Raw genomic sequence first — 26,669 nt, forward strand, 5'->3', positions numbered from 1 at the left:
TACATTTAGTAAAATATCACTAAACTCCATGAAAAAACTTATTCTATTACTATCATTAGTATCAAACATTTCATTCGCACAAGGTAGTATTACGCTAACGCCCGAAAACACAACTATTGAAGCAAAAACCAATCAGTCTTTGAGTTTTTCAACTGATGGACTTGAAAGACTAAAAATAAATACAAACGGAAATATCGGTATCGGGCAAACAAATCCAACTTACAAATTAGATATACTTCATAGTGGTTCAATTGGAATTAGGGTAAAATCAAGTTCGAATTTTTCAGCACTTGATATCGACGCTTTTAGTGGTGATGCAGCATTGAGATTTGCTAATAATGGGAGCATCAAGTGGAATATCAGAAATTCTCCTACAAATAATAATCTTCAATTTATAGCTTCTAATTTCTTGCCTGCAAAAATAGAGATAGAATTAAGCACTGGAAATGTAGGCATTGGTACTTCTTCGCCAACAGCTAAATTAGACATCAACGGCACGGCAAAAATCGGTACAAACGGCATTGCAATCAATGAAATCATAAAAGTAACGGTAAACAAAGATATTCCTTCAGTTGCTGCTGATAACCAACAGGCAGTTACGTTTGCGGTTTCCAATGCTGCTCTAAATTCTTCGGTTTATATTTCACCAGCAAGTGCCTTACCCGCAGGCTTAATTATAGCTCATGCTCGTGTGTCTGTTGCAGGAACCGTAGAAGTTGTCTTTTATAATGTCAAAGCAACTGCTATTGACCCAGCGGCTATGAACTTTTTTATTACTGTGATAAATTAAATTTTCTATAATCCCAATAACCATGAAAAATGCTTTCATTCTAATAGTTATTTCAAGTGCTTCTCTATTTGGGCAAAGCATAACCATTTCACCAAATAATGGCTCTAAACTCATTGAAGCTACATCCACCAACAAAGCTGTGCAGATGCCGAGCGTTTTGGCGACAACCGCTATCACAAGTCCTCAAAAAGGTATGGTTGTTTTTGATGATGCCACAGGTAATTTATCTTATTTTAATGGAAGTATCTGGATTGCATTGTCAAACTCTACTACTGGATGGGCAGTAAACGGAACTAATTTGTCGAATACAAATTCGGGAAATGTGGGTATCGGCACAAATACACCACTGACATCACTCCAAATATTTAAAGCAAACAATCCGTCTCTACTTTTTAGTAATGCTGGCACAGGTACGACTATAAATGATGGTTTATTTATAGGTAATACCAGTAGCGGGAAAGGCTTTTTGTGGAATTACGAAAATGCTACAATCGGCATCGGAACAGATAATAATGAAAGAATTACAGTTTTAGGTAATGGAAACATTGGTATCGGCGATGAAACTCCTACTCAGAAGTTAGATGTGGCGGGTACAGTTTTAGCTCAAAGTATTGGTATCAATGCTACAAGTGCTGCACCCAATACCAATGCAATGCTTGATATAAGTAGCACCACTAAAGGAATGCTCATTCCACGTATGACTACCGCACAACGAAACGCAATAGCTGCTACTGCTGGCTTAGTTGTTTATGACACAACTCTTAAAGGTTTTTGGTTTAATGATGGTACAACTTGGCAACCCATGAATCCATCTTGGGATACCGACGAAAGCAAAACTTATACTCATGCGTTCAATAATGCTACGGTTTTGGGTATTGGTGCAGTGCCTCTTCCAACAGTAGGTTCTACGGGCGGAAACGTTGCGAACGGTCGATTACAAATAACAGGTTTGGTTAATAGCGACCAACTGAGTTTATTGCATCCAAACAGTACTGTTTTAAAATGGGGATTTTATACCAGTTACACTGATAGTTCTTTGAATTTTTATTACAACGGGTCTTTAAGAGCCAATATTGACCGTGTAACGGGTGTATATACTAATCTTTCTGATAGAAATTTCAAGAAGAATATTATTGGATTAAATCCTGTCTTAGACAATGTTCTAAAACTCAATGCTTATAAATACAATTACTTAAAAAGTGAAGATTCGGATAGAAAATCAATCGGTTTTATGGCACAAGATGTATTACCGTATTTTCCAGAATTGGTTTATCAAAGAAAAGACCGAGAAACCAAAGAGCCTTTTCTAATGATGGATTATGCTGGTTTTGGCATAATTGCCATCAAAGCAATTCAAGAGCAGCAAGCAATTATCAATAATTTACAAGCTCAAATTGATGAATTGAAAAAGTTGATTGTAAAATAGTTTTCATTTCTAAATAAATATTACGATGAAGAAAAGCATTTTATCTTTCGTATTCTCTTTTGGATTGTTGATTTCTAATGGTCAAAGCATTGAAATTACGCCAAGTAGTACAACTGCCACCCAAAGCAATACCGATGATATTGTATTGCGAACTACTGGTAATCCCAATATTGTAGGAGTCAAATTTAATGGTTCTTTAGCATCTCCACTACCCACAACCAATACGACTACTCTATTGGCATTTAATGGTAGAGGATATAACGGCTCTGCATTTACGGGAAATCGAGCAAGCATAGAATTTAAAGCCGCCGAGGACTGGACCAGTAATGACAACGGGACAAAGATTCATTTTTCAACGACTTCAATATCAAGCACAGGCACTAATATACGAATGACCATAGACCATAATGGTTTTGTAGGTCTTGGCACAAGTTCACCTACGTCTTTACTTCATATCTCAAATGCAGTTTCTGGTGTAACACCCTCGTCAAACACAAAAGCATTTATAGAAGATATCAATCATACTTATATAAGTTTTGGAACTCCTGATAACAAAGAAAGTGGTATTTTATTTGGCAGACCATCATTTGGAGGAGCAAGCGGAGGAATTATTTATAATATAAATCGAGATTTACTGTTCCGTACTTCAACCAACGACACACGAATGGTCATTACAGAAGCGGGCAATGTGGGTATTGGAACAAATACCCCAGAAGCAAAATTAGATGTAGTAGGCGATGTTAAACTTTCAAGAATAAAATTAGACATTAATACTTCTATTAGCCTTGACCCTCTTGATAGACAAAATAACTCGTATCATGTTATCAATTTTACTGCTGCGGGTTCGGGTTCAACTGTTTTTTTGAGGGGTATTACAGCTCCTGCTTCGGGGAATGGCACTATGCTTTATTTATTAGTAGCTGGAACTGGATTTGTAAGACTTCAACATTCAGCTGGTACAAACCCAGCAAATAGACTTTTAAATAATGATGGTGCTGATATTACAATTACTGATAATGGCAGTGCCATTTATATCTATGATAGTAGTGGATGGCGGTTGCTGTCTTTTACGCAGTAAGAAAAAAAGCCATCTCGATTTCTTTCGAGATGGCTTTTTTTCAATTTATATATTTCCCAAAAACTTTACGGCTTCAACCAAGCATTTCTCAACTTCAATTGCTCGGCAGTTGGGTTTTCGGCTAATTTCAACACATTTTTTTGTTTAGCTTCCACTAAAATTGCTGGAGCAGAAAGTTTTACGATTTCTTCTTTGCCATCAGCATTTTTGCGAGCTACTTCAACCGTTACGATTTCACCTTCTTTGGTTTTGCTACCAAATTCTGTCATAATTGACTGAATTTTCATCATTTCCATAGCTTCGCCATTGACCGAAACGAGTTCATCATCAGCTTTGTAGCCCATTTGTTTTCCAAACTCATTTATGTTATTGATGCTTGTAATTTTCAAACGGTTTGTTTTTTGATTAAAACCAATCGAAATACCTCCCAAACTTGCTTGCTTTACAGTTGCTTCTGGTAAATATTCGATACCTACACTTTGTAGTATATCAGTCAATGGAAGTGGGTCTTTTCCCTCAACATAAGTAGCAAAAAACTGACGAATTTCTGGAAAAGTCAACGACGTAATTTTATCAAATAATTCATCATCTTTGAAAGACTGGTCTTTACCATAGGTTTTTGCCAAGTCTTGCATCAAAGTTTGTGTACCATATTTACCCCCCGAAAGTTGGCGAAGTTTAATATCCAAACACAAGCCAATCAAAGCACCTTTGTTATAAACATTCATGTACTGGTTTTTGTATTTATCCAATACATTGGCACTCATTTCGGTAAATGGTAAAGCATCTTTCATGCTCTTCATGGTTGTGATTTTCTGGCGAAGCATATCCAAATACTTTGGCAAATCAATCAAACCATATTTTGCTTGCATGTGTCCAGCCGCATATTCGGTCAAACCTTCGTACATCCAAAGGTGTTTCGACATCTTAGGGTCGTTATAATCAAAATTACCAATTTCTTCTGAGTGAATACTCAACGGCGTAACGATATGGAAAAACTCATGCGATGCTACATCTTTTACGGTTTGTGCCAAGTCTTTTGAAGTTGCCTCTGGTAAGTAATAAAACGACGAATACGAATGCTCTAAAGCTCCATAGCTTGTTAGATTTGGATTATCAGATAACACTATCAAAAAAGCATATTTTTTAATCGGTAATTTACCCCCTAAATATTCTTTTTGTGCTTCAAGAAGCATGTTGATATTGGCGGCAATTTCTTTAGAAGTAGCTTTATTATTAGGCGAATAAACTGAAACCAAAATATCAGCACCACCGATTTTCAAAACCGTAGTATCGGGCTGAGTGTAAAGAATCGGAGCATCTACCAAATTCATGTAATTTTCAGTTTCAAATACATCAGTTGTAGCATTACTATTTTTTGCTACCAACGAAGTTGAACCATAAAAACCGCTTGGTTTCGTGAAAGTTACCTGATAGGGTACTTGTTTCATACCATCGAAATACCCAAAGAAACAATGTGTATTGATTGAATATTCTTTGTTGGCTACGATGTCCGAACCCGTTGGCTCGAAAATCTTCGTGCCTTTAATCTCTGGAGAATCCCACGTATCATCAATTTTGTAGCTGATTTTGTGGAGTTTCTTAGCATCTTTGATTGTATAGCTATTTACATCTAATTTATTGGCAGTAAGCTGATTACCTTTTGCATCGAAAGCTTTGAAATCAGATAGATATCGGCCATAATCATCTGTGGAGTATGTACCTGGAACAGTCTTTGGCAAACGGAAAGTAATTTCATCAGTCGTGATTTTTGGACTTATTAAAGTTACATCCAATTTATCGTTATCAACTTTAGTTAAATCAACCGAATACTGATAAGATGAAGATGAGCCATGAGAAGAGTGTGAAGAATTGACGACAGCTTTTTTGGTACAGCCCGCCATGAGCATACCAAACGTCAGAACCATCAGAGCTTTTTGCATAGGTTATATGTTTTAGATTTTAAAAGTGTATTTCGGCAAAAGTAACGAAAAGCCCACTAAAAAACTCCAAAAATTGATTAAGTAGCTATTAAAGAGTGATGAAAGGTCAAAAACCATTGCCTGAGCGAAAGTCTGAAAACCGTTGCCTTCGACTCCGCTCAGGCAACGGTTAATTCAAAACTAAATAAAAAAATTTACTCATTCCAAGCATTCTGTCCTTTGAGTGGCATACATGCGATATATTCACCCGGAACTGGGTCATAGACCAACACATTTTTACCAATACTTTCGGATGTATAAAAGCCAAAAAGTGTTAGGCTTTTTACGGTCTTATAAAACGTTGGTTTAGGGGCATCGGGTTCGAGGTTAATTCCCCATAAATTCATCCCTGAGCGAGGATTATCTTTTTCGAGTTCAAGTAAATATGCCTCACGCTTGGCTGGTTCGAGTTCTACGAAGTTCTTACCGTATTTTTCTTTACAAACCTCATCAAAATCTTCGAGGTCTTTTGTAAACTTTTCTTTGCCAGCAGCATCCATAGTATCATTGACCATCTTGTCAATAAACTGTGGTACGCCCAGCTCTTTTGCCCCTGGAGTTCTGGTTTTAGGCAAAATCGTTTCGGCAATTTCGGCAATCGTGGCAGCCTGATTGGGTGAAAGGAAAACAGGTTTCCAAGTCAATTTAGCATCTTTCGCACAAGCAATAAAGATTTCGGAAAAAGCCACGCCCGAAACCCCCAAACCCAGTGCCAATGCAGTATTTTTTATATATTCTCTACGATTCATGATGATTCTGATTATTTAGTCAACTGACAACAGTCCACAAGTCAACGTTTTTTTCAAATAACACAAACTCATTTTCCATTATCAATTTTCCATTAAAACTAAAGGTTTTTCTTATTCAATTCCGAAACGGCAAAATTGGCGGCACGTGCCGTAAGAGCCATGTACGTAATCGAAGGATTTACACAGTTAGATGAAGTCATACAAGCTCCATCAGTTACGAAAACATTTTTTACTGCATGAATCTGGTTGTTTTCATTCAAAACTGAAGTTTTTGGGTCTTTACCCATCCGAGCCGTTCCCATTTCGTGTACGCCATTGCCCAAACCACCAGCATTATCAAAAGTTCGGACATTCTTAAAACCTGACGCTTCAAGCATTTCAGCGGCATCGGCCATGATTTGCTTACGCATTTTCAGTTCATTATCTTTTATTTCAGCATCAAAAACCAACTGCGGGATTCCCCATTTATCAACTTTTGATTCGTGCAAAGTCACTTTATTTTCGTGGTAAGGTAATACTTCACCAAAGCCCATCAAACCCATACTCCAGCCGCCCGGTTTATAGAGCGATTCTTTAAAATCTGCCCCAATGGCGTGTTCGTCGGCACCTCTGCCCCAGCCTGCTCGGCCTGCACCTGCACCTTGATAATCATAGCCTCGTAAGAAATTCGGGTTCTTCGATGCCTCATCAATATTTACGTATTTTGGAATAAAAAGCCCTGCGGGTTTTCGTCCTTTATAATATTGGTCTTCCAAACCATCAAAATCGCCCATTGCTCCTACGTGATAATGGTGGTCCATCAAATTATGGCCTAACTCACCACTATCATTGCCCATGCCGTTCGGAAAACGGCTTGATTTTGAATTGAGCAACACTTGTGTAGAAGCCAAAGTTGAAGCACAAGAAAAGATGATTTTTGCCTTAAACTCATGCACTTCATTGGTTTCGGAATCAATCACACGTACGCCCGTTGCTCGCTGCGTAGCTTCATCGAAAATAATTTCCTTAGCAATCGAGTTGGGTCTGATTACAAAATTTCCTGTATTATTGGCAGCGGGTAAAGTTGCAGCATTACTACTAAAATACGCTCCGTACGGACAGCCTCTCGAACAACGGTTTCGGTTCTGGCATTTGCCACGACCCAAAGCCAAATGCACTTCGGTTGGTTGCGTTAGGTGAGCCACACGCCCAGGCGTTACGATACGATTTTTAAATTTATTTTTGAGTTGTTGCTTAAAATGGTCTTCTAAACAATTGAGTGGAATTGGTGGTAAAAATTCGCCATCAGGCAAATGGTCTAAACCCAGTTTTTCGCCACTTACGCCTACAAATTTCTCAACATAAGAATACCACGGAGCAATATCTTTGTAGCGAATCGGCCAGTCGATAGCTATTCCCTCACGGGCATTTGCTTCAAAATCATAATTACTCCAACGGTAAGTATGCTTTCCCCAAGTAATCGAACGTCCGCCTACGTGGTTTCCTCGAATCCAATCGAAAGGCTTGATTTCTTGGTAAGGATTTTCCAAGTCATTCGTAAAAAAATGCTTAGCAGCTTCGCCCACAAAGCCACTTCGGATTTGGATATGATGACGCTTACGGTCTTCATCAGTCAATGCTCCACGGTGTTCGAGTTCCCAATGGTCGAGCATCATGGTTGGGTAATCTTCTATGTGATTCACCATTCGACCTTTTTCGAGTACCAAAGTTTTTAGTCCTTTCTCCGAAAGTTCTTTGGCAGCCCAACCACCGCTCATGCCTGAGCCTATCACGATGGCATCGTAGGTATTAGTTTTGTTTAATTTTGTATTCAGATTTGCCATTTTATGTTTTAAGATTGAATAGGGTACAAGTTAGAGAAAGCTGTTAAAAAATTAATAAAATAAAAGACCTAAATATCAATATTAAGTTAATATGAGTATTTAGGTCTTTTTAGAGTTATGTAGTAATCAAAAATCGCCCAATAATTTCTTTTTAGGCGACAGAACAAGAATTGCTTCGGCTTCAATCTTTTCAGTTGTGACTTTATCAGCATTCCCGAAATTATCAGTCAGTGTCCCTTCTTCATTATAAGTAAGAATATATTGAAAGCGTTTCCCCTGCAACTTCTGTTCTTCTAAAAACTCATATAGTTTAATGAAATGTGCTTTATCCATTCCATCAAAAATGCCATCATGAACTAAAAATCTTGGGGCATTTATCTTTTTATCAATAGAATTGAGCAATACAGCCAAATCATAAATCAATGTTCGACCTTGATTCCTGCCTTTAGATAACATTTCATTATTTGGCAAAATATTTATTTGCAACTTAGAATCAGCATCCAAATTAGGTGAAATACTAAAAATCGAAGGGTCATTTAAATCTGGGTACAAATAATTATAAATACTCCTAAATAATCTTGAAAATGCTAATTCTTCTTTTTCATTTTTTAATGAATAATCAAGTATTTTCCCTTCTAATTTTTTTTCTTCTTGTTCAATTTGGTTTTTCTCTCTGATTAAATCTTGATAGATTTTTGTTTGTGATTCTAAACTTGCTTTTTCGTTTTGCTTGTTAGAAAGGGACTTGAATGCTTCAGTTAAATCAGTAATAGCCTTTTCTGACTCTAACATAGCAAAAAAGCTTCTACGCTCAATACCTTTCTTTTCAATTTCTAATTCTCTTTCTCTAATAGATTCAACAAGCTGATTTATTTCTTCCTCGATAAACTCCTGCCTTGACGATATCAGTTTTTTCTTAAATTTAATTGCCTCATCAAGGCTCTTTTTAATATTATTTGCTAAAAGACTATTCAGTTCTTCGTACATTCTTTTGATTTTCAAAGGATTCACATTTATCTCCTCATGTACGCTGTCTCGGTAAGCATCAATTTTCTTCCTATCTTGATGATTTAAAAACCACAGTTCTTTTATTTCAGCTGTCAGTTTATTTGCTCTACTCTCATCAATCTGATATTGTTTGCTTAAATTAAATGATTTTATAGCTTTTTCAATTTCTTCAATTTCAATTATTAAAGTTTTTACTCGACTACTTGCTTCTCCAATATCTTGAATTCCATAGGATTCCAAAATGAACTTTTTAATACCTTTGATGGTTGGTTCAATATTTTTTAAATCAGTCTGTAATTTAAAGTTTTGGTGAGCTAATTTATTATCAATATCCATTAAAAATAGTAAATATTGATTCAGTTCCGCTGCTGTTAACTCTTTAATATATTTGACGGGGTCGGTAAATTTTTCTTTTTTGGGCTTTTGGATTTTTAAGAAGAAAAGTAGTAAATACCTTAACCATTTTTCATCAAAATAGCCTTCATAATCTTTTTTTAAGAAAATAATTTTGCATAACTTCCTTTTTAAATCATCAACAGAATAATCTTCGAAAGAAGAGTCGTTTATTGAGAATTTTACGCTATTAGGTTCTTCAAAGCTTCGACTTATGGCATATTCAATTTGATTTACTTCAAATTCCAAAACAACAGAAAGTCCTTTTAAAATTCCTTTTTGTTGAGCCGCCATGAGCCTTGGAGAAGTATCACTACGATAAGAAGATAATAGAGCAAAATCTAACAAATCTAAAAATGTAGATTTTCCTATACCATTTAATGATTTTTTGGTGTCGGTGGATTGTTCCTTTTTCCCAAAAATAAAATTTATCCCGTCAATAAATTTAACGGGTTCAAATAATTGTTTGGGTTCAGTATATATTTTTTTAAGTATCACTTTTATTCGATAATTGATAATTGATAATCTTCAAACCTTAACATGTCTGAAAGCCATAAAAAAGTCAAAACATCATAGTATTGTTCAGCATTGATACTTTTATTTTTCTTTAAAATATTATACAAATCGTCAATATTATGTGGCTTTTTCTTTAATTTTTCTAATACGTCAGCCCCGATAACCAACAGGTTATTTCTTAAATTTTCATATTTACTTGGTATTAGCATATTAGTCTATTTGATTAAATAAGTCTGTTTGTTCACCCTGATTTTTAGTTCTTTTCCCAAAATTACACAGTTCCCAAAAATATAGAACAATTGCTGTACTATTAATAATATATTTGGAGTTTTTGACGTGTTTATTAGGTATTAAAGTGAGTGCTATTTTTTCAAAAATATGATAATTCCTAACACTCTCATCAATGTAACTTGTTCCTCTGATTTCCAAAAACCTATTTGTAATAAATATCTGAAGAGCTAATACTTCATTTTCATCTATTCGACTTTGCTCTTGAACAAATGTTTCTACTAAATTTTTATGCTCCCACAAGTCAGAAACGAGTTTTCTAACTACTTTTTGATTTTCAGAGGAAAAATTTAATTTTATTTTTTCAAGGATTTCAGTCAGTCGGTTATTTGAAATTTCTCCTCTATAAGTAGTTCCCAGTTTTTTGAAAATGAAATCGAATATCTCTTCAATTATTCCATAATCCTTTTCTTCCTCAACAGTAATTTGTTCATACTTAATCAGAACTAATCTTCTGTCAATTATGTATTCTACATCACTAATGTCTAAATCCGATATTTTATCCGCTAACTTCTTGTATTCCCATGTTTCAATATCAATTCCATACTTTCTTCTCAAATCATCTATAAACTTTTCAATCTCTCCAATAAGAGTATCATTTGTCAAATAGATAAACTTCTGAACATCTGTTTGTTTATCAAGACAACCTTTTAAGTCAGTTTCTATCTTTGTCTTTATTTTTGAAGCAGATTCACCTCTTGAAGCATGAGCTTGAAAAAAAACTCTACCTAAATAACGATATCCATCATTCTTCATATCACCATGTGAGCCACCCGCCCGAACTGGTGTATAATCAGAATATAACTTGATTAACAATCTATCACAAAAACCTTGGAAAAGTTGAGATTCGATACTTCTAATATGGTCTTCTACAATTTTTGCTGTATCTGATTTAGTCATTATAAATTGCTTTATATTTAACAAAAGTAAAGGATTTTTCTATTTCTACAGTTTACTAATTCAAAAAAACATACATTAGCAATGAGTTATTATCTTAATCTCTCTACTTCTTCAAAACCTCCAAAGCTAAATCAATTTGATTTGTGAAATTATCTAAAGCCTTTGCCGTAATTTTCACTCCTTCTTCGGCATCTTTCCATTTGCGTTGCTCGATAGACTCACGTACCAAAGGCATCGTTTTCACACCATAACCCGTATAATATCCTGGGGCATAAATCTGATGCTTGTACCACGGACGCATCGGTAAGCCATCTGTCGATAAAAGCGAACGCTCGGCTTTATACAAAATCTCGTTTAGTTTTTTCAACTCTGCGGCACTCAATTTATCTGAGTTCTTCACTGCCAAAGTATAAGCATTAGCACTTTTTTCGAGTCTGAGTAGAGAATTTTTCAATGGTGCAAAATTGATATATGGCACTTCATCGAGCATTTGTATGGTATATGGCTTTTTAGGGTCGGTAGCTGCGGCATACGTTCCGTCTTTCACCAACTGATTGTTTTCTTCGGTCTTAGCCTTCTGAGATTCAAGCAATTCTTCTACTTCACTGCCATATTTTTGCATCGTATTGGCAAAACTCTGGAAATCAAACGGTAAAACCTCTGCTTCCGATAAACGCAAAACCGTACGTCCCATCGTTTTGGCAAGAGCCACACCATAAGCAAAATCAGGGTCTTTGAATCTGATATACATATCATACGAATCATAAATCGAATGGTATTCTCCGCCTTCTCCTTCACCACCAAAACCAACATTCATGGCCGAAATACCCAAGTGTTGTAAAAATGGCGTAAAATCAGACCCCGAACCTAACGCACCGATGCGTAAATCACCACGAGTTTTGGCCTCCTTTTTACTTTCTGACGAACCATTTACGAGCATATTTGCACGCAAACGCTCAGAAACACTGATATTTTTCTGAGGGTCGATTACATTTCGAGTAACTTGGTTGAAGAACTTCTCCAAAGTATGCGAGCCTCCTGCGTATAAAAATCCACGTTCGTTTCCATCAGAATTAAGGTAAACAACTGCCTTTTTTTGTAACTCATCTTGGAATGTCTCGGCCCATTCGGTCGAACCTAAAAGTCCTGGTTCTTCGCCATCCCACGCACAAAATACAATTGTACGTTTAGGTCGCCAGCCTGTTTTGGCCAATTCACCAATCGCTCGGGCTTCTTCCATTTCTGCCACCATGCCACTGAGCGGGTCGGCCGCACCAAAAACCCAACCATCGTGGTGGTTTCCTCGTAAAATCCATTGGTCAGGAAACTCCGAGCCTTTCATTACCGCAATCACATTAAATAATGGCTCAACCTTAAAATCAAACTCTAATTTCAAATGAACTTTTGCAGGCCCTGGCCCAATATGATAAGCAATCGGTAATTGTCCAGCCCAAGATTCGGGAGCAAGTCGGCCACCAATGGCTTTGAGCAAAGGCAAAGCATCGCCATACGAAATCGGCAATACAGGAATCGTCATGATTGAGGTTGCCTCTTTATAATCTAATTTTTTGGCGTTTTTTGTATGGCCGTAGTTTGGTGTCAGAGGGTCGCCAGGTTGTATGGGCAAATCTAATACCGAGCCTCTTTGCACGCCATGTTCGTTACGGAATGGGCCCTGCGGATATACTTCGCCTTGACCGTAACCATCATCTTTTGGGTCAGAATATATTATGCAGCCAACCGCACCTTTTTCGGCTGCCAATTTTGGTTTTAATCCTCGCCATGAATTACCATATTTTACAATCACAATCTTACCTTTTACACTAATCCCCATTTTCTCCAACACTTCATAATCGGCAGGCGTACCGTAATTGACAAACACTAATTCTGCTGTTACATCGCCATCGGCCGAAAAACAATTATAAGTAGGTAAATGGTCTTTCAATTGGTTCGAAGTAGCATCTTCTTTTAATGCAGGTTCGACCAACGAGGCTTTAAAAATCGTTGGACTAACCAACTCTAATTGTCGAGTTTTGGGCGTTGGAAAGAGTGTGTAAGAAGTATCTATTCGAGCCTCATAACCCCACGAACGAAACAAGTCTCGCATATACACGGCATTATCACGGTCGTGCGGCGAACCCACATAATGCGGTTTAGACGACATTTGCTTCATCCATTCTTGCAGATTTTTGGCATTCAAACGAGCATCGAATTTGGTTTCTAAATCCAACTGTTTTTGCACATTTTTAGCATCAAAACCGAGCAGGTTTTGTGCAAACGTCAGGGTATTGGTCAGTAAAATTGTGATAAAAAGAATAGGGAAAACTTTTTTCATAGTGGTAAAATCTAAAATTGATGAGTCAACCAAAATTAAAGATTTTTCGATACAAAAATCTATTAGTCAGCAGAATATTAGTCAATGGTTTTAACACCAAAAACAAAAACCCACAAAAAGGGGTTAAACCTTGAAAGCGAAAACAAAATAGTATGCCCGAACTTCCAGAAGTAGAAACCTACCGCCGATATTTTGAAGAAACAAGTTTGTATCAGCCCATTGCTGATGTCTATGTGCAAGACACCAAACTTCTCACAACCGATTATGATGTTCTGGTAGAAAAACTACGAAATAAGCAGTTTATTGGTACCAAACGCATCGGTAAAAACCTTTTTGCTCAACTCGATGCTCCTTATTGGCTACATTTTCACTTCGGTATGACGGGTGATTTGGCTTATTTCCGAGACGAAGAAGATACCCCACGTTTTGCTCGAATAGTTTTTCGTTTTGCCAATGGCTTCAAACTCGGATTTTTATGTCCAAGAAAATTTGAAAGAATTGGAATCGTAGAAAACATTGATGAATATCTTACACGAAAGAAAATAAACAAAGATGCCCTCGAAATTTCAGTGCAAGAATTAAGTAAAACGCTAAAGAAGAAAAACGCACCCATCAAATCTGTTCTACTCGACCAATCGACCGTAGCAGGAATTGGTAATTGGATTGTTGATGACGTGTTGTTTCAAGCAAAAATTCATCCCGAACGCATTTCGAGCCAACTAATTGATAATGAAATAGTTGAAATACATGAAGCCATCAAATTGGTGATTCAAACCGCCATTGATTGCCAAGCAAATTATGATGATTTTCCACGAAACTTCCTCATTCACGCACGAGGTTGGGGAATTCAACAACAAGATTTAATAGGAAAATGCCCCGAATGTGGCGAAACAATCAGTATTTCAAAAGTGGGCGGCCGCACTACGTTCTTTTGCAAGAATCGACAGCAGTAAGGCTTAATACAACTTATTCTCATTTACAATTTGATGACCATTACTTAATATTAGGCTAATTTTCGACACTTACTTTTGCCAAAAAACCAAAGTAAATGAAAAAAATTATCCTATTGGCTTCAGTCATTGCTGCCACACTATTAAGTTGTAATAAAGAAGAAGTTCCTGCTCTGGAATTTACAGTAAACGAAGACCTCAGCTCTTATACCGAGATTGCTTCACTAAATTTAGGTGGTGCTGGAGCTGCCGAAATCACTACTTTTGACCCTACCACCAAGCGTTTGTTTGCTGTAAATAATGGCAAAGAAAACAAAATTGATGTCATTGATTTCTCAAACCCTGCCAGTATTTCGGTCATTCATTCAATTAGTATGACACCTTACGGTGGCTACGTAAATAGTGTTTCGGCCTATAACGGAAAAGTAGCCGCTGCAATTGAGTCAACAGATAAACAAGCAGCTGGTAAAATTGTCATTTTCAATGCCTCAACCTATGCTGAAGAAAAGGTGATTACGGTCGGAGCTTTGCCCGATATGGTTACGTATAGCCCCGATGGAAAATACATTCTTTCGGCCAACGAAGGCGAGCCAAATGCAGCTTACACTAACGACCCCGATGGTTCGATTTCAATCATTGATGTAGTCAATAATTATGCAGTAAAAACTGTCAATTTCTCCTCATTTGCGAGTCAACTAACCGACCTAACAAGCAAAGGTTTTAGAGTTTTTGGCCCAAATAAAGATTTTGTAAAAGATATTGAGCCTGAATACATTACGGTTTCTGATGACTCAAAAACTGCTTGGGTTACACTTCAAGAAAACAATGCCATTGCCGAAATCAATATCTCCACGGGGACTATCACCAAAATTTCTCCACTTGGTTTTAAAGATTATTCAGTCACCACCAACGCAACCGACATCAGCGACAGAGATAACACTATTGCATTTAATAGTTGGAAGGCTTACGGTATTTATATGCCCGATGCTATTGCCTATACAAACTATAATGGTACACCCTATTTATTCACGGCTAACGAAGGGGATTCTCGTGAATATACGGCGTTTAGTGAAGTAAAGCGTGTTGGAACATTAAATTTAGACCCAACTGCCTTCCCAAATGCAACTATTTTGAAAGGTGATACGCAAATGGGAAGATTGAACGTAACAAGCACACTCGGTGATAAAGATGGCGATGGCGACTACGATGCACTTTATAGTTTTGGAGCGAGGTCGTTTTCAGTGTGGAACGCTACTTCGGGGCAACTTGTTTTTGACAGCAAAAACGAATTAGACATCAAAGCTAAAGACCTCGGTGTTTATGATGATACCCGCAGCGATGATAAATCAGTTGAGCCAGAAGCAATTACTATCGGCAGAGTAGGCTCAAAACTCGTAGCTTATGTTGGCCTTGAAAGAGTCGATGCCTTGGCAGTTTATGACATCACAAATCCGACTGCACCCGTATTCATAAAAATGATTAAAACTGGCGATGCACCCGAAGGTGTTTTGTTTATTTCGGCATCCAAAAGTCCTATTCAACAAAGTTTAATCGTTGTAAGTAGTGAAAACGATGGTTTGATAAAAGTTTATAAAGCAACTAAGTTATAATCGGTTTCAAAACAAAATAAACGAAAAATGCCCGCTATTTCGTAGCGGGCATTTTTCTTAACTACCAATCAATTCTTAATTGGTAGTTCTGTAAAGTGTACCATTTTCAACTACATAAAGTCGTCCTCCCATTGCTGCAATCATATTTACGTCTTTGAGTAGTCCTTTCTCTCCAACTTGTTGATAATTACCATTTTTATCATTTTTAAACAGTGTGCCATCTTGCTCAACACTCCACAAAAAACCACCCTCAGCCACCATTGCAATCGTTTCGGCAAAATCACCTTCTTTACTAATCTGTTCCCATCGCATGGCTTTAATACTTGTGCGGTATAAAGTACCATTTTCAATCGTCCACAAATAACTATCCATTGCTTGGAGCATACTTACTTCCTTAAATTCACCCTTATTTCCTATCGGACGCCACGAACCATCTTTTGAAGTTTCATAAAGCGTACCATCCGTTTCAATCGTATATAATTTACCATCCATTGCTGCTGCGGCCGCTGTATTTTTCCAGTCACCAGATTTTCCAATCTGAATCCAAGCCAATGTGCGGGCATCATTTCGGTATAGATTCCCGTTTTCAATTGTCCAAATTTCGCCATCTAAGGCTACTCCAAACTCTACATTGGCAAAGCTTCCTGCTTTCCCAAGTTGTTCGTATCTACCATTTTTATCGGTTCTGAAAAGTGTACCATCGTGTTCAAGGCTATACAAATAACCATTCATCGAAACAATTCCTGCCGTATTTTTCCAGTCGCCTTCACGCCCAACTTGTTCCCAACCTTGGGCAAAAATTTGACCGTTCAAGGCCAAATAAAAAACGAATGTAAACAAATAAATACTTTTTTTCATGACTCTATAATAGCTTAAATAATGCCTACTCTATACGTTTTCGGCAATCCGTCCCTACTCACATTATGAGGCTTTTCGGGTTTCGCCTATTATCATTGTACTCAGATAAATCACATTATTTTCTGACAAAAAAACTCCAACAATATCATATAATCCATGTGTAAACTATATGATACTGTTGGAGCGAAATCTAAATATTATAAGTCTTTATATCTTCTCAGACTTTTTGTCAATTACTGTTGTTTTTGCTGCCATATCATGCAAAGTTTGTCTTGCTGGATTTGCCAAAGCTACCAAATATATTAACGGGAAAAAACTGAATATTGATTTTATCAGATTTCTAATCAAAAGCGTATTTTGAGTTATTTCTTCGCCTAATTTAGTTGGCGATATAGTTTGCTTAAATATCATTTTTCCTACCGAAGACCCTCTTAGGAAAATATCACAAGCAGAAAAATAAACAAAACTTGCTCCTACAAATATGACATACACATAATCATTACCCGAAAAAACATACAAAATAGCATACAAAATAATGTAGTCAATCACATAAGCTCCAATTCTTTTCCCCATACTTGCTGGTGTAATTCCTTCGAGCGTAACCGTATTTGCGGCTACGTACTCATCCCAAGTACCACCAATTCCAGCAAATTTGAGTAAATTATCTTGCGGAATAAAAGTAAGAATAGCTAAAATCCCAACTAAAGCAGCCATTAAAGTCAATAATATAGCAGTTGGTGTACTCATTCCGCTATCACCACGGTGCAATAAAATCGCATCTTCTTCAATATTAAGTCCTGCATCTGTAAATAGTTTCACAATATCACTACCAAGTTGACTACCATCAAATTTACCTTCAATAGTAAAATCTGGCGAAGAAAAATACTTACCTGTACTATCCAAATCACTTTCTTGTATGTGCGTATCATGGATAACCAACTTTGCATTTATTTTATCCGTGTTTTTAACGAGTGATAATTTTCCAGTTGTATCCACAACAATCTTTGAACCATTTGGCTGAGTCGAAACTCCTTCTTTATTAAGTTCCGAGAGCGGAATTTTCACATCTTGACTTGGATAAACAGGGTAATAAATCTCTTGAAGGGAATTTGTTTTACCTTTTCTGGTTTCTACATAGGAGCCAGCAGGTACAACAGCATCTTTGATTTTCAAATAACGGGGAAGTTGTTCTTTTGGGGTTTTAAATAATTCATCAAGCGTCATCTCAACAGGTTTGCTTGATGCCATGTTAAATCTAATATCGGGAATTGCTATGCTTGAAATAACAAAATAGGCCATCACGATGCCAACTAATCGATAAAGAAAGCTAATTCTTTTTAAAAATGAGATTGTGTTCAGGAAAAAGTGTTTCATAAGAACGTGTGCTTAGATTTTTGTTTTAGTGTAGAAAAAGTAAAACTAAAAAATACTTTTGTAAAACAAACATCCTTATCAATATTTATACCAATCAAGCACCAAACGTTATATTATCAACCTCACTTCAAGCCCTCCCAACAAATTTTAGCTAAATCTCCAATTATTTTTTCGGCAGTTGCTTCTTTGTCGAAGCCTTCAATAAAGATTGACATCACAAAAGGCTGGGTAGTGAAAACAATAGCAGCATCGCCCCTAACGTATGCGAGCGTACCAGTTTTATGAGCAATCTCTAAATCTTTAGGTAGCTGACTCGGAATCGTCGTTTCGTCCTCGCAGTTTTTTAACATGCTTATCATTTCATCACAAAGTATCGGATTTGCTACTTTCTTATCATAAATCATTCGTAACAAAGCATTGATTTCCAACGCATTAACATAATTTTCACGTCCTTGTTTCACGGCTTCTACATCCATCATCACACGATTTAGGCGTGTTTTTGTAGCCCCCCATTTTGTTAGATTTTGGTTAATCGTCTCCATTCCGATTTCACGAATCAGAATATTAGTAGCTGTATTATCGCTTGTGCGAATCATCTCTTGGGCAATCTCTCGGATTGTCAGCTTTTTTCCTTCCGAAGCATTCATCAAAACACCCGAGCCACCAGCCTTTTCGGCATTGGTCAAACGATGAACTTTCGATAAATTAATCTCATTCAATTGTGCCTTTTCCATCAAAGACATCAGAATCGGCACTTTTATAACACTTGCCGATGGTACTTTTACATCAGTTCTGTGTTCAAAATAAGATTTACCTTCCATGTTCTCCACTGCCATTGTCACCTTTATTCCTGATGGAAGTTTAGCGAGATAGTCCATTATTTGGACTTTATTAACCTTTTTTTCAGTTGTCTGAGCTATTACGCTATTTACTAACAGGCTCATTATTAAAGTTTTAAATATAATTTTCATTTTTTATTGAAACTTCTAAATATATTTTTATTTCAAAATATGCAATATATACAACTAAGACTAATTAAATAATCAATTCAAATACATTAATATATTCAAAATAAATAGCTCAAATTAAATTTATAAATCAAACTATATATTCAATATATTTAATTTAAATAAGATATATGGAACATTTAAACAAATAGTTTATTTTGAATTTATAAGTTATTTAGTACGTTCAATAGAAAACAGCACTAAGTCGTGTAATGATTGACGGAAAGCAGAGTCGGGAAATGTAAAGAGGATATCGTTGGCTTCTTGAACGAAGCGTTTCATTACTTCGGTGGTATATTGAATTCCACCTGATTTTTTTACAAAATCAATCACTTCCGCTACTTTTCTAGGATTTTCAGAGTGATTTTTTACTAAATTAATAATATTGCGTTTGTCAGACCACGACGCATGATTGAGGGCATAAATCAGCGGCAAAGTCATTTTCTTTTCTTTTATGTCAATGCCCGTTGGTTTGCCGATTTCAGCATCGCCATAATCAAAAAGGTCATCTTTTATCTGAAAAGCCATGCCGATTTTTTCGCCTAAAAGTTTGGCTTTGGCCACAACTTCGGCACTTGCACCAACTGAGGCCGCTCCAACTGCACAACAAGAGGCTATCAAAGAGGCTGTTTTTTGGCGAATTACTTCATAATACACGTCTTCGGTAATATCGAGTTTGCGAGCTTTTTCGATTTGTAGTAATTCGCCTTCACTCAATTCTTTTACGGCAGTCGAAACAATTTTTAGTAAATCATAATCACCATTATCAACGCTTAGAAGTAAACCACGAGAAAGTAGATAGTCGCCCACCAAAACGGCAATTTTATTTTTCCAAAGTGCCTTAATTGAGAAAAATCCACGGCGGTAGTTTGAATCATCAACCACATCGTCATGCACGAGGGTAGCCGTATGCAAGAGTTCAATAAGGGCTGCACCACGATACGTAGCTTCGTTGATTTGCCCGATAGTTCCAGCGGTTAGAAATACAAACATCGGACGAATTTGCTTGCCTTTCCGATGAATAATGTATTTCATGATTTGGTCGAGCAACATCACGTCGGTCTTCATCGACTGGCGGAATTTCTTCTCGAAAATCTCCAAATCTTGTTCGATTGGGGCTTGTATTTGGTTAATATCTAACGACATGAAGAGGTGAGCAAAATGTTGTTTTGCCCTGCGTGTGCAATTTTACGATTGATTTCTGACTTATTGAGCAGATTAAAGAAAAATATATTATTTTTAATGCTTTTGTTCAAATTTTTCTTGAATTATATCAATTTTGAAAACTTATTTTTGATATTTTTTGAGTAAAAACGCTCATTTGAATAGTAAACATACTGTCAGACAATAAGGTTTACTTTTTGAGTAGTGTATTTGCTAAACTTTTTTTCAAAATTAGTTATTTTCGTCGTATTATTGGCGTGATAAAAAAATACTTTTATAAATGAGGGCATTAGTTTTAGGTGGTGGCTCACTCAAAGGGGCTTGGCAAGTAGGTGTGATTCATGCAATTTTAGATACGGGTTTCAAGCCAGAAATGATTTATGGAATTTCGGCGGGAGCTTTAAATGGCTCGTTCATGGTCAATGAAGCGGGCAAACAGCACCTCGAAAAAGGTAAAATCGACTGGGATTTGGTGAATAAAAAACTACTACAATTTTGGCTCGAAAATATTACCCAACCTTCGGATATTGGCGTGCTGAAATCGAAGTTTTCGTTGGGAATTGATACCCTTTTGAGTCGATTTGATGGCTTGATTGATACTAATCCATTACACGAAAAACTTAAAAAATATTTGGATGTAACGACGATGCGAAAAAGCCCCATAAAACTAAAAGTTGGGGCTGTAAATATAAATTCGGGCGAAATGCACTACACCGACCCGCTCGAACAGCATTTTTTGGATTATCTGCGTGCCAGTAGTTCGTTGCCGTTTATTATGCCAGCCATTCAGATTGGCGGCGACCACCGTCAGGCGTACATGGATGGAGGATTGCGAGAAGTTGTGCCGCTCCGCAAAGCCATTGAAGATGGAGCAACCGAAATTTATTGTGTGGCTACTCACCCGAAAAACCGTCCATTAGAGCATTTTAATTATCGTAGTTTTTTTAGCCTGATTGAGCGTATAAAAGATATTACGGTCAATCAGTTTGAGAATAGTGATATTGAATGGGCCGAAAATTATGCCCAAAACTATGCGAGTATTGGGCCGTTTAGTATTACGAAGAAAATCAAACTTACGGTTATTCGACCAAAAGAACCACTGCATATTGAACTAACCGATTTTACGACCAAAGATGTAAAGGAAATCATCAAACAAGGCTACGAATATGGGCATCAGACTTTGTTTGGGCATTAAAACAAGAGCGGTACATCACAAAGATGTGCCGCTCTTTATATCTGACTCCTCTTAGCAAATTCCTACGCCAGAGTTATTTCCTTGCTTTCTTCTCGAATCTCAAACCATACAAAATAAAACGTAACGGCCGTTGAAAGTACAAAGTAAGCCATCATCACGGCCGAAGCCCACGGATATTTAGCACTACTACCAAACCAATCGCCCATTTGGTATATTAAAGCAAAACCTATGATATTTTTGAGCACTTCCCAAGCGAGTGCGTAAGGGTTTCTGTCCATCAATTCGGTATAAGCAAAAATAGTTAGGTAGATAAATCCGCCGTAAACAAACATATTTGGCACACCAAATTTGGCGATATTCCCAAAGAAATAATACAACATTCCAAAAGTAAACAAAAACTGAAACCATATCCAAACCAGCATTGGTTTAGAAGTTTTAGGAGCGTATTTCTCGAAATTATACGGGTCTTCTATTTTTTTATCAGGAAAACGTGCTGCTACATCGGCTGGTCGCCAGCCTGTGGGCATAAACCAAATTCTGAATTTATCTTTCAAACTATTTGTACGATAAGCATCTTTTATCAGAAACCACAAATGCTGAAAATTTATCTTTATCGGATTCCAAGTACTGGCGGGGCGAGTGATACCATAAACTGGCGGAACGTCGGGTAATTCTTCTTGAAAAGTACCAAAAAGTTTATCCCAAATAATAAAAATCTGTCCGTGGTTTTTATCTAAATACTCAGGGTTGATGGCATGATGTACTCGGTGGTGCGAGGGCGTAACGATGATTTTTTCAAGGATTCCCATCTTGCCAATATAAACCGTATGATACCAAAACTGTGCAAAAAGATGCAATGGAGCCACAATGGCTATCACCTTTGGTTCTACGCCCAGCAATGCAGCAGGTAGCAAAAAAATCGTAAACAAGCTTACAAACGACGAAATACTTTGGCGTAAAGCACAGGCCAAATTAAACTCTTCGCTACTGTGGTGAATGGCGTGTTTATTCCAAAAGAAATTAATTGAATGAGCCATCCGATGCACCAAATAGCCAGTCAAATCGAGAGAAACGAAGGCAATGATATAAACCCAAATCGTTGACTCAATTTTGTAGAGTGTCCAATGTCTTACCATCCATTCGTAAGAAAGAATCGAAACACTCAGCCCCAAAACATCTTTCACCGAATTGGTATAACCCGAAGTCAAGCTCGAAATCATATCCATTGCCTTAAATGAATCTTTTCGGGCAAAGTGACCATACGCCTTTTCGATAAGCACTAAAAGTAAAAATAGCGGACTGGCAATCGTAAGAATTTTACCGTAGGTTTCCATTTGCTGACGCAATTAAGAATTTAGAATTTAAAATTAAGAATTAAAGTTTTTCAAAAGAACTTGAAAAGTAATTCTTCTGACAAAAGCTTAATTTAGTATGCTTGCATACTGAATATTGTACAAATTTATGAAAAAGTATTTTGATTTTTATAAAAGAACAAAATTTTGAGCATAAAAAAATCCTGCGGAGATTTCGGCAGGATTTTCTTCTTTGTTTTATATTTCCTCAGAAACGATATTGTACACGACAAGTAAAGTTATTGTCTTTTATATCGGTTGAATAATCTGTCAAGCTTGTTTTTTCGTTTTTGGGCATTTCGTACCAAAACGTAACTCTCAGGTTATCGTTAGGATAAACCACATAGCCTACACCTAAAGTATTGAATCGGACATCGGCTGCAGTAAATGCTTTGCCGATTTCTGTGCCTTTCACTTTTTTATTTGGGTCATACCAATCATATTTTGCTACAAACTGATGTTTTTTGCTTCCTAAATGCTGCAAGAAATAAAAATATGCACCATCAAAATTACGAATGTATAGTGGAGCATTTTTACCGTTTGATGTTGGAATTACTGCTGGAGTTTCGCTTGAACTCTGTGTGGCTGTTTGTGTTCCTCTGATATACTCTGCTCTAAATTCGGTCTGCCCTACTCGGTTTGGTATTTTTATCTGTACATCAGCACCGTAGTATTTTCGTGGAGCAATTTTACCGACATTTGATGCCGATGAATCAACCATAAAAGATTGATTGTTCGACATTTTGTAGATGTACTTTGTAAACTGCTCCATGCCCCCGAATAAACCAGAAACACTTCCACTGACAATTAATTTTGGAGAAACCTTGTAAGGTTTAATTGAAAAACGAGTAATGAGGTCTTTGTGGTTATCAAAATCAGTCGTAGCTGTCAGGCCTTGACCATTAAAAGCTCCAATATCGAATTTCAAATATTTGGCAAACGACTGTTTTGTACGAGGCTCTAATGAAATCATTGCTCCCATATCTCGCTCAACTTTCATTAGTATCTGTGACATACGACCACGTTCGAGCGATTCACGGTCGGCAGAACCATAATTTACTTCAAAACCGAACGGTCGGGCAAACATACCAGTCGTAACCGAGAACAAATTCAATTTATTCTCATAGAAACGTCCCCAAAAATCTCTAATCACAACACCACGTTCTGTTCCATCAAACTGAAAAACAAAATTTATCTGAGGTAGATTATTTTTATCAAAACGAGCATAATCGAAACGAAGACGGCCACGACGAAGCGTAAAACGATTATTTGTATTGGCCGTGTAATCGCCACCATTAAATGATTTAGCTCCTTCGGTCTGAATGAATTGATATTGCGGCTGTATATACCCACTAATGCCCACATATTCATATTTTTTGAGCGTTGATATGAGCTTTTTTACGACTGTGGTATCAAAGTCCATTAATGAGCCTTTTTGTTGCCCATAGCTAACTGCAGAAATGCTAAACATAAGCATAGCAAGTGTCAGCACTCTCAATGAGAGTGATTTTTGGAAGAATTTCATATTGGTGTTTTGGTAAATACGAGGTATTAGGTCGTATCGTAATATAAATAAGTTAGTATTCCTTGATAGTATTATTGGTAAACTATACAGGATAATGGACTAACAGAGATACCCCCTCTTGGCGGTATCTCTGTTATTTTTTTTAATCTTAATATTATTGATTGTAAGACTCCCTTGATTATAACAACCAACGGAAGAATACGAATAATGAAGCCGAAAGAATGATGGCTACTGGTAAGGTCAATACCCAAGCTAAGAGAATATTTTTGATTGTTCCTGCCTGTAAGTTTTTGATACCTTTGCTGGCTACCATCGTACCTGCAATACCCGAAGATAATGCGTGTGTTGTACTTACTGGAAGCTTGAACCAAGAAGCTAAACCGATTGTAGTTGCAGCAACGAGTTCGGCCGAGGCACCTTGTGCATACGTAAGGTGAGATTTACCGATTTTTTCACCAACTGTTACTACGATACGTTTCCAACCAATCATTGTACCAAGACCCAATGATAACGAAATCATTAAGATAACCCACATTGGAGCGTGGTCGGTGAAACGACGGATTCCTTTTTCTTCTTTAGTTGCAAGGTTTTTTAAAATTGTTTTGCTGTTATCGCTCAATACAATTTCGTCGTCCTCTACTAATTTCTTAGTATTGCTACTGATTGTCAACAAAGCCTTACGAATATCCAAAGCATTTGTTTTCTCGACTTTACCACTATCAGCAACTGAATTTAAGAATTTAATGCTCTTATTTACTTTAGCGATTTTCTCTTTTTCGGCAGTTGAGGCGTGAGTTGTATCAATCAGAGCAATTTGGCTCGAAATTGTAGCTAACTCAGGCTTTAATGTATTGAAATCAACTGTTTTATTAATAGCAAAATAGGTTGGCAATACTCCAATCAAAATCAACATTACAAGACCAATTCCCTTTTGTCCATCATTACGGCCGTGGAAGAAACTCACCAACGTACAAGTAGAAATCAAGATTGCACGAATCCAAAATGGTGGAGCTTCATCTTTGTTTGGCTCTTCAAAAACTTGTTTTCTGATTGGCTTACTTAATAAACGACGTAAAGCAAACATCAAGAAAACTGCCATCGCAAAACCTACCATCGGCGATAATAATAATGCCGAGAAGATTTCTTTAGCTTTATCCCAGTTTACGGCTGCAATACCCATTTTATTATCAGGTAATAGAGCATAGCCTAAGCCTACTCCTAAGATTGCACCGATTAATGTATGTGAGCTTGACGCAGGAATACCAAAATACCAAGTACCGAAGTTCCAGATGATTGCACTAAACAAAAGAGCAAGCACCATTGCAATACTATGATAAACATTTTGGTCGATTAGTAGTTCTACTGGAAGAAGGTTTACGATACTCATTCCGACGCCTACACCGCCAGTGACAACTCCAATGAAATTGACAAGGCCCGACCACACAACCGCCTGAGTTGGCTTGAGTGAGTTGGTATAAATTACGGTTGCAACGGCATTGGCAGTATCATGAAATCCATTGATAAATTCAAATGCACAAGCGGCTAAAATGCAGAATGACAGTAATAGGAAAATGTCGGTTTCTAAGCCAAACATAAGATTTAGAGTTTAGTTAAAGATTAATTGATTCTATTGGTGTTTATAATTTTAGTACAAAATTGAGTATTTTTGATTATTCCAAGAAAAATCCAATGTTATGAAATTGTTAAGACTTGCGTAATATTGAAATAATTTGCACATTTTCAAGTAAAATTTACATTAAATAATGACAAAACAAACAACTATTTCATTAATTGCTGCTATGAGTGAAAATCGTGCAATTGGATTGAACAATGCCCTGCCCTGGGAACCTATTGCTGCCGATTGGGATAATCTTAAAAAAGTAACAAAAGGCAAAAAAATGATAATGGGGCGTAAAAGCTACGATAATCCGCACCGAATTTGGTCAGAAGTAGGCAATTACGTAATTACTCGTCAAGCCGATTATGTAGCGGATGAGGGCTTTGAAGTTGTAAGCAGTTTGGAAGAAGCCTTTGAAAAGTGCAAATCTGACGATGAGGTATTTGTGTTGGGCGGCGAAGAAATATTCAGACTCTCGATTCCGTATGCCGATAAGATTTATCTCACGCTCGTTCACGAAACCTTTGAAGGAGATGCCTTTTTCCCTGAGTTTGATGAAAGCGAATTCACTATTACCGAACGTAAGGAGTTTTCAGCAGGACAAAATACTCCCTACGATATTTCGATTTTGACTTATGTGCGAAAGTAATTAAGTGCTGACGCACAATTAAAAATGGATAATTGAGAATGAATAATGCTGTTTATCAGCAAGTCACTTTTTGTTTTTA

21 protein-coding genes are annotated in these 26,669 nt (G+C 36.9%); 7 read left to right on the forward strand and 14 right to left on the reverse strand.

What is annotated here, in order from left to right:
- Positions 1-28: 28 nt before the first annotated feature.
- Genes IEX65_RS01580 through IEX65_RS01590 form a run of 3 tightly spaced genes read left to right on the forward strand, consistent with a single transcriptional unit; the run spans position 29 to position 3,294 of the window.
- Complete coding sequence (locus IEX65_RS01580) at positions 29-790, forward strand: hypothetical protein (RefSeq protein WP_188763960.1); 762 nt, start codon at positions 29-31, stop codon at positions 788-790.
- Between the two features lie 22 nt (positions 791-812).
- Complete coding sequence (locus IEX65_RS01585) at positions 813-2,216, forward strand: tail fiber domain-containing protein (RefSeq protein WP_188763962.1); 1,404 nt, start codon at positions 813-815, stop codon at positions 2,214-2,216.
- Between the two features lie 25 nt (positions 2,217-2,241).
- On the forward strand, positions 2,242-3,294 hold the full coding sequence (locus IEX65_RS01590) for a hypothetical protein (protein WP_188763964.1): 1,053 nt from the start codon (positions 2,242-2,244) through the stop codon (positions 3,292-3,294).
- A gap of 65 nt (positions 3,295-3,359) precedes the next feature.
- Here the strand turns inward: IEX65_RS01590 and IEX65_RS01595 are convergent, their stop codons facing one another.
- The 7 genes from IEX65_RS01595 to IEX65_RS01625 form a co-directional block, all read right to left on the reverse strand.
- Positions 3,360-5,237 (reverse strand): M61 family metallopeptidase, encoded by a 1,878-nt coding sequence (locus tag IEX65_RS01595; protein ID WP_188763966.1) that lies wholly within the window; start codon positions 5,235-5,237, stop codon positions 3,360-3,362.
- A 194-nt stretch (positions 5,238-5,431) separates the two neighbouring features.
- Positions 5,432-6,025, reverse strand: a complete 594-nt coding sequence (locus tag IEX65_RS01600) for a gluconate 2-dehydrogenase subunit 3 family protein (RefSeq protein WP_188763968.1) — start codon at positions 6,023-6,025, stop codon at positions 5,432-5,434.
- 98 nt (positions 6,026-6,123) lie between these two features.
- The gene (locus tag IEX65_RS01605) at positions 6,124-7,848 is read right to left on the reverse strand and encodes a GMC oxidoreductase (RefSeq protein ID WP_188763970.1); all 1,725 of its coding nucleotides are present in this window, start codon (positions 7,846-7,848) and stop codon (positions 6,124-6,126) included.
- Positions 7,849-7,974: 126 nt separating this feature from the next.
- Positions 7,975-9,747, reverse strand: coding sequence for a DUF2326 domain-containing protein (locus IEX65_RS01610; RefSeq protein ID WP_188763972.1), 1,773 nt, complete (start codon positions 9,745-9,747; stop codon positions 7,975-7,977).
- A gap of 2 nt (positions 9,748-9,749) precedes the next feature.
- Complete coding sequence (locus IEX65_RS01615; protein WP_188763974.1) at positions 9,750-9,974, reverse strand: ABC-three component system middle component 6; 225 nt, start codon at positions 9,972-9,974, stop codon at positions 9,750-9,752.
- A gap of 1 nt (position 9,975) precedes the next feature.
- Positions 9,976-10,953: a hypothetical protein gene (locus IEX65_RS01620; protein ID WP_188763976.1), complete on the reverse strand. Its 978-nt coding sequence runs from the start codon at positions 10,951-10,953 to the stop codon at positions 9,976-9,978.
- Between the two features lie 103 nt (positions 10,954-11,056).
- On the reverse strand, positions 11,057-13,288 hold the full coding sequence (locus IEX65_RS01625; protein WP_188763977.1) for a transferrin receptor-like dimerization domain-containing protein: 2,232 nt from the start codon (positions 13,286-13,288) through the stop codon (positions 11,057-11,059).
- A 152-nt stretch (positions 13,289-13,440) separates the two neighbouring features.
- Between IEX65_RS01625 and IEX65_RS01630 the strand changes: the two genes are divergently transcribed.
- Together IEX65_RS01630 and IEX65_RS01635 are read left to right on the forward strand one after the other, a co-directional pair.
- Entirely contained in the window at positions 13,441-14,241 is an 801-nt protein-coding gene (locus tag IEX65_RS01630; protein WP_188763979.1) for an Fpg/Nei family DNA glycosylase, read from the forward strand.
- Positions 14,242-14,336: 95 nt separating this feature from the next.
- A complete protein-coding gene (locus IEX65_RS01635) occupies positions 14,337-15,848 on the forward strand; it encodes a choice-of-anchor I family protein (RefSeq protein ID WP_188763981.1) in 1,512 nt (503 codons plus the stop codon).
- 75 nt (positions 15,849-15,923) lie between these two features.
- Here the strand turns inward: IEX65_RS01635 and IEX65_RS01640 are convergent, their stop codons facing one another.
- The 4 genes from IEX65_RS01640 to IEX65_RS01655 form a co-directional block, all read right to left on the reverse strand.
- On the reverse strand, positions 15,924-16,706 hold the full coding sequence (locus IEX65_RS01640; protein WP_188763983.1) for a hypothetical protein: 783 nt from the start codon (positions 16,704-16,706) through the stop codon (positions 15,924-15,926).
- Between the two features lie 207 nt (positions 16,707-16,913).
- The gene (locus tag IEX65_RS01645; protein ID WP_188763986.1) at positions 16,914-18,080 is read right to left on the reverse strand and encodes an RDD family protein; all 1,167 of its coding nucleotides are present in this window, start codon (positions 18,078-18,080) and stop codon (positions 16,914-16,916) included.
- Between the two features lie 122 nt (positions 18,081-18,202).
- Entirely contained in the window at positions 18,203-18,958 is a 756-nt protein-coding gene (locus tag IEX65_RS01650) for a serine hydrolase (protein ID WP_188763988.1), read from the reverse strand.
- A gap of 300 nt (positions 18,959-19,258) precedes the next feature.
- Positions 19,259-20,233, reverse strand: a complete 975-nt coding sequence (locus tag IEX65_RS01655) for a polyprenyl synthetase family protein (RefSeq protein WP_188763990.1) — start codon at positions 20,231-20,233, stop codon at positions 19,259-19,261.
- A 298-nt stretch (positions 20,234-20,531) separates the two neighbouring features.
- On the opposite strand from IEX65_RS01655, the gene IEX65_RS01660 reads away from it, so the two are divergent.
- On the forward strand, positions 20,532-21,446 hold the full coding sequence (locus IEX65_RS01660; RefSeq protein WP_188763993.1) for a patatin-like phospholipase family protein: 915 nt from the start codon (positions 20,532-20,534) through the stop codon (positions 21,444-21,446).
- A 62-nt stretch (positions 21,447-21,508) separates the two neighbouring features.
- On the opposite strand, the gene IEX65_RS01665 is transcribed toward IEX65_RS01660, so the two are convergent.
- The 3 genes from IEX65_RS01665 to IEX65_RS01675 form a co-directional block, all read right to left on the reverse strand.
- A complete protein-coding gene (locus IEX65_RS01665) occupies positions 21,509-22,780 on the reverse strand; it encodes a sterol desaturase family protein (protein WP_188763994.1) in 1,272 nt (423 codons plus the stop codon).
- A 226-nt stretch (positions 22,781-23,006) separates the two neighbouring features.
- The gene (locus IEX65_RS01670) at positions 23,007-24,323 is read right to left on the reverse strand and encodes a putative porin (RefSeq protein ID WP_229250478.1); all 1,317 of its coding nucleotides are present in this window, start codon (positions 24,321-24,323) and stop codon (positions 23,007-23,009) included.
- 178 nt (positions 24,324-24,501) lie between these two features.
- Complete coding sequence (locus IEX65_RS01675) at positions 24,502-25,917, reverse strand: inorganic phosphate transporter (protein ID WP_188763996.1); 1,416 nt, start codon at positions 25,915-25,917, stop codon at positions 24,502-24,504.
- Between the two features lie 169 nt (positions 25,918-26,086).
- On the opposite strand from IEX65_RS01675, the gene IEX65_RS01680 reads away from it, so the two are divergent.
- Positions 26,087-26,590, forward strand: coding sequence for a dihydrofolate reductase (locus IEX65_RS01680; protein ID WP_188763998.1), 504 nt, complete (start codon positions 26,087-26,089; stop codon positions 26,588-26,590).
- The last annotated feature ends 79 nt before the right edge of the window (positions 26,591-26,669 follow it).

It is taken from the genome of Emticicia aquatilis, assembly GCF_014644295.1.
Classification (GTDB): Bacteria; Bacteroidota; Bacteroidia; order Cytophagales; family Spirosomataceae; genus Emticicia; species Emticicia aquatilis.